Origin of the sequence: Sodalis sp. (in: enterobacteria), assembly GCF_047607725.1 — a bacterium.
Classification (GTDB): domain Bacteria; phylum Pseudomonadota; class Gammaproteobacteria; order Enterobacterales; family Enterobacteriaceae; genus JBLKSS01.
This window is the reverse complement of the sequence record NZ_JBLKSS010000165.1, coordinates 1-9,310: the sequence shown is the minus strand read 5'-3', so window position 1 is coordinate 9,310 and position 9,310 is coordinate 1. Positions and strand designations below refer to the sequence as shown.

General features: G+C 58.2%; 6 protein-coding genes and 5 pseudogenes. 5 read left to right on the top strand and 6 right to left on the bottom strand.

The window, feature by feature from the left end; translation table 11 throughout:
* Positions 1 to 66 precede the first annotated feature (66 nt).
* Complete coding sequence (locus ACMX3H_RS14570; protein ID WP_415211356.1) at positions 67 to 279, top strand: hypothetical protein; 213 nt, start codon at positions 67 to 69, stop codon at positions 277 to 279.
* Here the strand turns inward: ACMX3H_RS14570 and ltaE are convergent.
* From ltaE to cspD, 4 genes and pseudogenes are all read right to left on the bottom strand, one after another.
* Positions 267 to 1,276 (bottom strand): annotated as a pseudogene (gene ltaE / locus ACMX3H_RS14565) (low-specificity L-threonine aldolase). The gene ACMX3H_RS14570 and the pseudogene ltaE overlap by 13 nt on opposite strands.
* Positions 1,277 to 1,402: 126 nt before the next feature.
* Positions 1,403 to 3,091, bottom strand: a pseudogene (gene poxB, locus ACMX3H_RS14560) (ubiquinone-dependent pyruvate dehydrogenase).
* A 130-nt stretch (positions 3,092 to 3,221) separates the two neighbouring features.
* Positions 3,222 to 4,093 (bottom strand): annotated as a pseudogene (locus tag ACMX3H_RS14555) (lysine exporter LysO family protein).
* A 460-nt stretch (positions 4,094 to 4,553) separates the two neighbouring features.
* A complete protein-coding gene (gene cspD, locus ACMX3H_RS14550; protein ID WP_415211355.1) occupies positions 4,554 to 4,775 on the bottom strand; it encodes a cold shock-like protein CspD in 222 nt (73 codons plus the stop codon).
* Positions 4,776 to 5,092: 317 nt separating this feature from the next.
* Between cspD and clpS the strand changes: the two genes are divergently transcribed.
* The 3 genes from clpS (at position 5,093) to ACMX3H_RS14535 (ending at position 8,226) form a co-directional block, all read left to right on the top strand.
* A complete protein-coding gene (clpS, locus tag ACMX3H_RS14545) occupies positions 5,093 to 5,413 on the top strand; it encodes an ATP-dependent Clp protease adapter ClpS (RefSeq protein ID WP_415211354.1) in 321 nt (106 codons plus the stop codon).
* A gap of 27 nt (positions 5,414 to 5,440) precedes the next feature.
* Positions 5,441 to 7,714: an ATP-dependent Clp protease ATP-binding subunit ClpA gene (clpA, locus tag ACMX3H_RS14540; RefSeq protein WP_415211353.1), complete on the top strand. Its 2,274-nt coding sequence runs from the start codon at positions 5,441 to 5,443 to the stop codon at positions 7,712 to 7,714.
* Between the two features lie 233 nt (positions 7,715 to 7,947).
* Positions 7,948 to 8,226: a hypothetical protein gene (locus ACMX3H_RS14535; RefSeq protein ID WP_415211352.1), complete on the top strand. Its 279-nt coding sequence runs from the start codon at positions 7,948 to 7,950 to the stop codon at positions 8,224 to 8,226.
* 2 nt (positions 8,227 to 8,228) lie between these two features.
* On the opposite strand, the gene infA is transcribed toward ACMX3H_RS14535, so the two are convergent.
* Together infA and ACMX3H_RS14525 are read right to left on the bottom strand one after the other, a co-directional pair.
* On the bottom strand, positions 8,229 to 8,447 hold the full coding sequence (infA, locus tag ACMX3H_RS14530) for a translation initiation factor IF-1 (protein WP_002211347.1): 219 nt from the start codon (positions 8,445 to 8,447) through the stop codon (positions 8,229 to 8,231).
* Positions 8,448 to 8,539: 92 nt separating this feature from the next.
* A pseudogene (locus ACMX3H_RS14525) lies at positions 8,540 to 8,839 on the bottom strand (leucyl/phenylalanyl-tRNA--protein transferase); the annotation flags it as partial.
* Positions 8,840 to 9,017: 178 nt separating this feature from the next.
* Between ACMX3H_RS14525 and ACMX3H_RS14520 the strand changes: the two are divergent.
* Positions 9,018 to 9,310: pseudogene (locus ACMX3H_RS14520) on the top strand (IS21 family transposase); the annotation flags it as partial.

The following is a 9,310-nucleotide window of genomic DNA, read 5'->3' as shown; positions in this document are numbered from 1 at the left end:
TCATCGCCGGATTATCCATGATCTGACAGCCGTCCCTTATAGGATGCGGGTTCACTAGGCATCGTAGTGGAACATATTCTTACCGGGCCATACAACAAACCCACCAATAATTCAAGACGTCCTCCACGGGGCGCTTACGCTATGATGTCACGCCCGATATGCCGCAAACGCTGCAGCGTCGGGCGCTGCGGGCGTTTCAGATGCATTACCGGCCCAGCGACTACCGCGGCCTGTCGGATGCTCAGACGCTGGCGGTACTGCAAGCGTTATTGGAAATAGACGCCGGTGAGCGGCGCGGCGGCTAATTTGTCATGGTGGGCGAGAAACCCGCGCCAGCAGTCAACCACTTTCTCCAGGTCCTGGCGGCTGACGTTGAGATGCGTCACCAGCCGGGTGAGGGTGCCCGAGGCGATAATGATACCGTGGTCGCGCATCCAGGGTGCCAGTCTGGCCGCTAAATCGGCGGACTGGCGGGGATAAACAGCATATTGGTCTGCGCACCCGGCGCGACAATGTCGACGCCCAGCTGCGTCAGTTGCTGCGCCAGCCAGCGGGCGTTATCGTGGTCCTCCTGCAGACGGGTTACATGATGCGCCAGCGCGTAGCGGGCGCCGGCGGCCAGAATGCCCGCCTGGCGCATGCCGCCGCCCACCATCTTGCGCCAGCGTCTGGCGCGGGCGATATAGTCTTCGCTGCCGCACAGAAGCGATCCCACCGGGGCGCCCAACCCTTTGGAGAGGCATATTGTCAGCGTGTCGCAATATTGGTTTATCTCGCTAAGGGCAATGCCCTGCGCTACCACGGCGTTAAAAACCCGCGCGCCGTCGATGTGCAGGGCCAGTTGCCGTTCGCGGGTCAACGCCCACGCCTGGCGCAGATAGTCCTGGGGGACCACCTTGCCGTTGTGGGTATTTTCCAGGCTCAGCAGACGGGTGCGGGCGAAATGAAAATCGTCCGGTTTAATGGCGGCGGCCACCTTGTCCAGCGGCAGTGTCGCGTCATCGGCAAAGTCCAGCGGTTGCGGCTGGATACTGCCGAGCACCGCGGCGGCGCCCGTCTCGAACAGATAATTATGGGCTTTTTGCCCGACGATATACTCTTCGCCGCGCTGGCAATGAGTCATCAGCGCCACCAGATTGGCCTGGGTGCCGCTGGGGAAAAACAGGGCGGCCTCTTTAGCGGCCAGCCGCGCGCCGTCGGCCTCGAGCGCCGCTACCGTGGGATCGTCGCCATACACATCATCGCCGACTTCAGCGGCGGCCATTGCCTGACGCATCGCGTCGGTGGGCAAGGTCACGGTATCACTGCGTAAATCAATAATGCTAATCCCATCCTAACGTATTGGACTGAGGGCCGCTCAAGGGGGGCAGGCGCCGCGGCAAACGGCAATCCTGGCCGGCGCTTAACGCAGCCAGTTGTTTTTGGCGAGCTCCACAATCTCATCGCCACGGCCGTTAATGATGGCGCGGAGCATATACAGACTAAAGCCTTTGGCTTGTTCAAATTTGATTTGCGGTGGCATCGCCAGTTCTTCTTTGGCGGTGACCACGTCTACCACCACCGGACCCTCGTGGGCGAACGCTTCTGCCAGCGCGGCGGATGTTTCCACCCGAAGACCTTTGATGCCCGCGGCGCGGGCGATGGCGGCGAAATCGGGGTTTTGCAGATCGGTGCCGTCGGTAAGATAGCCGCCAGCTTTCATTTCCATCGCCACAAAACCCAGCACACTATTATTAAAGATAACGATTTTCACCAGCAATTTCATCTGCGCCAACGACAAAAAGTCCCCCATCAGCATGGTAAAGCCGCCGTCGCCGCACAGCGCCACCACCTGCCGACCGGGACAGGCGGCCTACGCGCCCAGCGCCTGCGGCATGGCGTTGGCCATTGAGCAGTGATTGAACGATCCCAGCAGCCGGCGGCGGCCGTTCATCGTCAAATAGCGGGCCGCCCAAACCGTCGGCGTTCCCACATCGCAGGTAAAGACTGCGTCCTGGGCCGCCAGCCGGCTGATTTCACGTGCGACGTATTGCGGATGGATCGCTTTCTCCCCGCTGGGCTGGGCCAGCGCATCCAGATCGCTGCGGGTGTCGCGGTAATGCGCCAGCGCCTTGTCGAGAAATGTCCGATCGGTTTTTTCGTGTAGCCGCGGCAACAGCACCGCCAGGGTGGACTTGATATCCCCCAGTAGCGCCATGTCCAGCTTACAATGGGCGCCCAGGCTGCCCGGCGCGATATCGATCTGGATAATGCGGGCATCTTGGGGGTAAAAGGCGCGGTACGGAAAGCGGGTTCCCAGTAGCACCAACGTATCGGCATTCATCATCGCCTGATAACCGGATGAAAAACCGATAAGGCCGGTCATGCCCACATCATAAGGATTGTCCCACTCAAGATGTTCCTTGCCGCGCAGGGCATGCACCACCGGCGCTTTCAACTGCTGGGCCAGCGCCACGACCTCATCATGGGCACCAGCGCAGCCGCTGCCGCACATCAGGGTGACATTGTGGGCGTCATTGAGCAGGGCGGCGAGCTTCTCCAGTTCGTCCACCGGGGGCACCGCCAGCGCCGCGCGGGGGGAGTACCAGTCAGGCCGTTGCCCTTCCGGCGCCGGCTTGAGCGCAACATCGCCGGGTAGGACAATCACCGATACGCCCCGATCGATAATGGCTTTGCGCATGGCGATGGCCAGTATTTGCGGCAGTTGTTCCGGATTGGACACCAGTTCGCAGTAGTGGCTGCATTCACGAAACAGCGACTCGGGATGTGTCTCCTGGAAATAGCCGCTGCCGATCTCACTGGAGGGAATATAGGCGGCGATAGCCAAAACTGGAACTTGGTTGCGGTGGCAGTCAAATAACCCATTGATAAGATGCAGGTTACAGGGCCCGCAGGAGCCGGCGCACACCGCAAGCTCGCCGGCCGCGAACGCGGCGACCTCTTCATGACGCGTGCCGTGCCACGCTATCGTACCCATTCGGTTAAGGCTGTCGCTCAGACCATTAAGCGAGTCGCCGGTGACACCCCAAATCCGCTTTACCCCCGCATGTTCCAAGGTGTGGGCAATCATTGCCGCCACAGTGTATTTCATGACTACCTCCGTAGAGAATGTCGCGGCAGCACCGTGCTGGGCGGCCGTCTGGTTATAGGGTAGACCTTATCGACGGTGTGGGGGTAAGGAAATATGACCGCGGGGCGTGGGGCCCTCGGTGCGCGACCGCTTAGCCGCCGGCGTGCACCGAAAACAGGGCGATGAGGACCGGCGCCAGCAGACTGAGCAAAAAGCCCTGTACAATTACCGCGGGCACGATCTCCATCCCGCCGCTGCGCTGCAGCACCGGCAAGGTAAAATCCATCGAGGTGGCGCCGCACAACCCCAGCGCCGTATGGCGGCGGCGGCGTATCAGCAGCGGGATCAGCATAATCGCTAGCAGTTCGCGCAGCAGGTCGTTGAAAAACGCCGCGCTGCCGATAACCGGCCCAAACACATCGGTCATCAGGATACCCGATAGCGAATACCAGCCATAGGCGGACGCGAGAGCCAGCCCGGTGGACAACGGCAGCCCCAGCAGCATGGCGGCCAGTGCGCTTAGCGCCACCAGCAGTCCGCGGCGGTTGAGGATTATCTGCCTGAGCGTCATACCTCTGTTGCGCAGTTGGATACCCACCAGCCACAGCAACAGAATCAGCAGCAGTTCGCTGGCCTGGGTCGCCAGGCTGAACCCGGACCAATGCGTGAGACCGAGCGCAAAGCCGGCGACTACCACGGCGCAGAGCTTGAGCGAGTCGAGGGCCATGCGCCAGCGCAGCGGCGCGAGAGTGGTGGCGGGACAGGGCAGGACTTTTTCCAGCAGTCCCAGCGCCAGCGCATTCATCGCCAGAATACACAGGGCGCTGACGGCGGTAATCACGCCGATCCGTAGCAGATTGCTGGCGAGATTGGGTAAAAACACCAGGCTGATACCCATCAAAAATAGGATAACGTACACCATGGCGCTTAAGGCGCGGTTTACGACCTGTAGCCAGCGGGCGGGCGGGGCAGCAGATAGCCGATAATCAGCGGGACGAGAATGAGCAACAGACTGGCATACATGAACAGACCACTTCCTTATGACGCCGCGAGGCGACTGACCGCCACACGCTAGCGAAAAGCGCCGGCGCTGTAAAGGACAGCGCTGTGGAAAAAACACCTCACCCGCCGAAGGGGCGGTGCGCGGGCCGTAAGGTGTGGTGACGGCGCCGCGCCGACCCATTGCAACGCCGTCGCGGCATCGGCCCTCGCGTCGCCGTCATGCCGGATAAGCCCCATCAAGCGCCCAGGCGGGTGAGGCGATGACCTCGTGACCCGATCTTTCGGGCTCAGCCCGGCGACAAGGGCTCCCGCCGCCGGCGCGCCGGATGGCCCTGCGGCGGGGGATTTATCGCATAATTAAACTTGCGTCGTAAAAGAAAAGTGTTATAACTTGATAGTATGCAGGCGCAAGCGGCAGAAAAATGCCAGCGACAGGCTGGCATTTCATGCGGTGACACCTTTTATATTGCGATGCGCGTTATTAGGCAACATTCTCGGCTTCAACAGGCACAATCAGGCTCGCATGGTTCCCTTTGGGCCCCTGATGAACCTCGAATCTGACGACTTGCACGGCCTTCAGCGTCCGGTAACCGTCCATCTGGATCGTTGAATAGTGCGCAAAGATATCCTCGCCGCCGTTTTCCGGGCAGATAAAACCAAAACCTTTGGCGTTATTGAACCATTTAACTTTACCCGTCTCCATGTTTCTACATCCCTCGCAACCGAAGCTTTTATGTGATGAGGATAGTTGACGTCGTAAGCGGCTGATTACCCGCATCCGCTTATGCCTCTACACTCTAGAGGATAGCGATAAGAGATCAAGCGATGGCTAAAGAGTTAGCTGACGACATTATCAAACTTTGAAGCAGTTAACGCTTTAACCCGTTTTTTTCGGACGGCTGCCGGCACACCCGGACAAAATCCTGACGCCGCCGGCGGCTATTTTGATTATCCAATGGTAAGATGAAAGAAAGGGGCTGCTCTAGCGCAGCGGTGATGATTTAGCGTTGGAACAACACGATGGGTAAGACAAGCGACAGGCTCGATGAGCGCCATCTAGCTGAAGAACAGGTGAAAAATGCGGTACAACCCCCGTCTATGTATAAAGTCATACTTATCAATGACGACTATACTCCAATGGAATTTGTTATTGACGTATTGCAAAAGTTCTTTTCTTATGATGTTGAACGTGCAACGCAACTGATGCTTAGGGTGCATTATCAGGGAAAGGCCGTTTGCGGTATCTATACCGCGGAGGTCGCGGAAACCAAGGCGGTTCACGTCAACCGCTACGCCCGGGAAAACGAGCATCCGTTGCTTTGTACGCTGGAAAAAGCCTGAAAGGGCAATCTATTTGGGGAGGTGCCAATGCTCAATCAAGAACTGGAACTCAGTTTAAACATGGCTTTCGCCAGAGTGCGTGAGCACCGGCATGAATTTATGACCGTGGAACATTTGCTGCTTGCCCTGCTCAGCAACCCTGCGGCGCGTGAAGTGCTGGAGGCGTGCACGGTCGATCTGGTGGCCCTGCGCCAGGAGTTGGAAGCCTTTATCGAACAAACCACACCGACCTTACCCGCAAGTGATGAAGAGCGCGAAACGCAGCCCACGCTCAGTTTCCAGCGCGTACTGCAGCGCGCGGTCTTCCACGTCCAGTCGTCCGGACGTAGCGAAGTGTCCGGCGCCAACGTGCTGGTGGCGATTTTCAGCGAGCAGGAATCCCAGGCGGCCTATTTGCTGCGCAAGCATGACGTCAGCCGGTTGGACGTGGTGAATTTTATCTCCCACGGTACGGGTAAAGACGAGACGCAGGCACCCGGGCCTGAAACGCCGGTCAACGAAGAGCAGTCAGGCGGGGAGGAGCGTATGGAAAACTTCACCACCAACCTTAATCAACTGGCGTGCGTCGGCGGCATCGATCCGCTGATTGGCCGCGATCGTGAGCTGGAACGCGCCATTCAGGTCCTATGCCGCCGTCGGAAAAACAACCCGCTGCTGGTGGGCGAATCCGGGGTGGGTAAAACCGCCATCGCGGAAGGGCTGGCCTGGCGGATCGTGCGCGGCGAAGTGCCTGAGGTTATCGCCAACTGCACCATTTACTCCCTGGATATCGGTTCGCTGCTGGCCGGCACCAAGTACCGCGGCGATTTCGAGAAACGGTTCAAGGCGCTGCTCAAACAGCTTGAGCAGGACCAGAACAGCATTCTGTTTATCGATGAAATCCATACCATCATCGGCGCCGGCGCGGCCTCGGGCGGGCAGGTGGATGCCGCCAACCTGATTAAGCCGTTGCTCTCCAGCGGCAAAATCCGCGTGATAGGCTCAACCACCTACCAGGAATTCAGCAATATTTTTGAAAAGGATCGCGCACTGGCGCGTCGATTCCAAAAGATAGACATTACGGAACCGACGGTGGAGGAAACGGTGCAGATCCTGACAGGGCTGAAAACCAAATATGAAGCCCACCACGACGTGCGCTATACCGCAAAGGCGGTGAGGGCGGCGGTGGAGCTGGCGGTGAAATACATCAACGACCGCCACCTGCCGGACAAAGCCATCGATGTCATCGATGAGGCGGGCGCGCGCAGTCGGCTGATGCCTGTCAGCAAGCGTAAAAAGACCGTCAACGTGGCGGATATCGAGTCGGTGGTGGCGCGGATCGCCCGTATTCCGGAGAAAACGGTTTCGGCGAGCGATCGCGACGTGCTGAAAAATCTGGGTGATCGGCTGAAGATGCTGGTTTTCGGTCAGGACAAGGCCATCGAGGTGCTGACCGAGGCGATCAAAATGAGCCGCGCCGGGCTGGGTCAGGAGCATAAACCGGTGGGATCCTTCCTGTTTGCCGGTCCCACGGGCGTCGGTAAAACCGAGGTGACGGTGCAGTTGGCCAAAGCGCTGGATATTGAGCTGCTGCGCTTCGACATGTCTGAATATATGGAGCGACACACCGTCAGCCGCCTGATTGGCGCGCCTCCCGGCTATGTCGGCTACGATCAGGGCGGCCTACTGACCGATGCCGTATTGAAGTATCCGCATTCCGGGCTGCTGCTTGATGAAATCGAGAAGGCCCATCCGGACGTTTTCAATCTGCTGTTGCAGGTGATGGATAACGGTACGCTGACCGACAATAACGGCCGCAAGGCGGATTTTCGTAATGTGATACTGGTGATGACCACCAACGCCGGCGTGCAGGAAACCCAGCGCCAGTCGATAGGGCTGATTCAGCAGGATAACAGCACGGACGCCATGTCGGAGATAAAGAAGGTGTTTACGCCGGAATTCCGCAACCGTCTCGATAACGTGATTTGGTTTAACCATCTCTCCACCGAGGTTATCCAGCAGGTGGTCGACAAATTTATTGTCGAACTCCAGGCGCAGCTGGATGCCAAGGGCGTTTCGCTGGAAGTCAGCGACGACGCGCGCAACTGGCTCAGCGACAAAGGCTACGATAAAGCCATGGGCGCCCGTCCGATGGCCCGCGTCATGCAGGAGAATCTGAAAAAACCGTTGGCCAACGAGCTGTTGTTTGGTTCGCTGGTGGATGGCGGCTCGGTGCGGGTGGAATTGGACAAAGAGAGTCAAACGCTCAAATACCAGTTCCTTAGCGCGCAAAAACGTAAGGCCGAAGGGGCGGTGCACTAACCCCCGGCGGTTCGGTCCGAGCAGAGCAGGGCGATACCCTGAGGTATCGCCTTTTTTATGCCAGCGCCGAGGGTTCCCGATGTTCTGGCGGCGGCTTGCGCATTGCCGTACTGTCGGTTCCGCGTTGTTGCGCCGCAAACGCCCGCGCTATCGCGCAATATGCCCGTTGCGCTGGCGCGTTGGCTGATAAAGTGGTGGCGCGATGCGTGAGGGAATGCAGGCGGATTCAGGGGATGGACGGAACAAAAGCACAGGCGGAATACCGGCTCGGCGGCGAAGGACGGGGCGGGTTAGCCGTGCGTCAGGGGGTAAAGCGGGGCGGCACAACGCCCTCAAGCCGGAGAGGGGCGATAGCCCGGATAGCGCAGCCGGATAGCCGGTGCTGGGGTCATCGCCTTCTTCAGCCGTTATGGCGGGTAGAAATACTCACCGGCGTCGTGGCAGGGGGAATTATCGCGCATTATGCCGAGGATAATCGTCACCGGAACCGGCCGGTCAACGCGCTCAGATAATCTCAGCGGCTGCGGAAGACAATGCGGCCTTTGCTCAGATCGTACGGGGTCAGCTCAACGGTGACTTTGTCGCCCGTCAGGATACGGATGTAGTTCTTGCGCATTTTACCGGAGATATGTGCGGTCACCACATGACCGTTTTCCAATTCCACGCGGAACATGGTGTTAGGCAGCGTGTCCAGTACGGTGCCTTGCATTTCAATATTGTCTTCTTTGGCCATCGAATCCTCTAGGTATGAATACCATAGTTTTTAACCGGCAAGATAATGCCGAAAAACCCTCATTATGTAAAGAAATGATGAAGAAAGCCTCATCATCTGCCGCTTTCAGAATCAGGAAGGACGGTAAAGAGGGCTTGCGGTTGCCAGCAGCCGGCCGCCAGTGATAAAGGTAGTAATTGCGTAAGCATAGCCAGAAAATCGCCGCGCGCAATATTATGCGCCCCGAGCGATGCGGTATGCGAGTTCAATACTTGGCAGTCTACCATTTTTCCGCCCTGATGCATAAAATAACGGCAAAAACACCACAGCGCCAATTTTGATGCGTTCGGCCGGCGACTAAACATCGACTCGCCGAAAAACAGCGCCCCCTGCGCTACGCCATACATGCTGCTGGTTCCGGTCACGTCCGATCACTGATTCCGGTCGCCCGATCAGCGATTCCGATTCTGTCCTATCGCTCATCTTCTGTTCCGCCATACTCTGGAGACTTTTAGCTTCCGGGGGTATGGCATGGCACGTAAAAAGAAGAACGCGAGAACATAAATATACATATATATAAATGCATTAATCATGAAATTTGAGCAGCGTCACTCGAATCGCAGCAGCGCTCGGCATCGGCTGTACTACAGTGTACGATATCCTCGGCCGATTCACGGTAGCTAACCTGGTCTGGCCATTGCCGGCGGAACTGTTCCCCGTCGACCTCGACCGCCTGCTCTATCCCGGCAAATCCGGCAAGGCTATCAAGACCTTACCCAGCTGGCTTGATATCGATACCGAGTTAAGCCGCAAGGGCGTGACCAAACAGCTGCTCTGGATGGAATATCAGGCCGTCGTGGGCGGTGATGCCCTCGGCTACTCAC